At 49.2% G+C, this 441-nt stretch carries 2 protein-coding genes; both read right to left on the reverse strand.

Annotation, left to right across the window (positions count from 1 at the left end; all coding sequences use genetic code 11):
* Positions 1-183, reverse strand: a 183-nt coding sequence (locus RX395_RS10100; protein WP_316367381.1) for a hypothetical protein, incomplete at its 3' end; no start/stop codon positions are given.
* A gap of 11 nt (positions 184-194) precedes the next feature.
* The coding region (locus RX395_RS10105) for a hypothetical protein (protein WP_316367383.1) at positions 195-441 on the reverse strand (247 nt) is incomplete at its 5' end.

Raw genomic sequence — 441 nt, forward strand, 5'->3', positions numbered from 1 at the left:
GTTCTCTACGTTGATTTCTCCATCTCTTTTGACGATCCCCATCTGATAAAGCCTGCTGAGCAGTGGACCATCCATGGGACGGGCGGTGGAGGGCGTTCCTGCTGCTGTCATTTTGATCCATCCTTTCGTTGTAAAATGTGAAATGGGCAAAAAGAAAGGGCTGATGGCGGATGAAGCCATCATGCCCTAACTTCTTATGCGGATGATGTGTTCCTTCCTGACTGGAAGTAAAAATCAAGAGCTTTTTCTAGAATTTCAGAGATTTCTTTTTGAGACGCACCTTCCGAAAAATACTTCCCGCAGCTTCTGGGGAGGCGGACAGATACCAGGCCCCGATCTGGCTTTGCCGGTTTCTCGCAGGCCAGCAGTTCTAAAATACGCTGTTGATCCAGCTTTCCTTGTTCAAACTCTTCCCGGAGCAGCTTGGCCTTCCCCTTGGAC

The sequence above is a fragment of the Collinsella aerofaciens genome (assembly GCF_032584215.1).
Classification (GTDB): domain Bacteria; phylum Actinomycetota; class Coriobacteriia; order Coriobacteriales; family Coriobacteriaceae; genus Collinsella.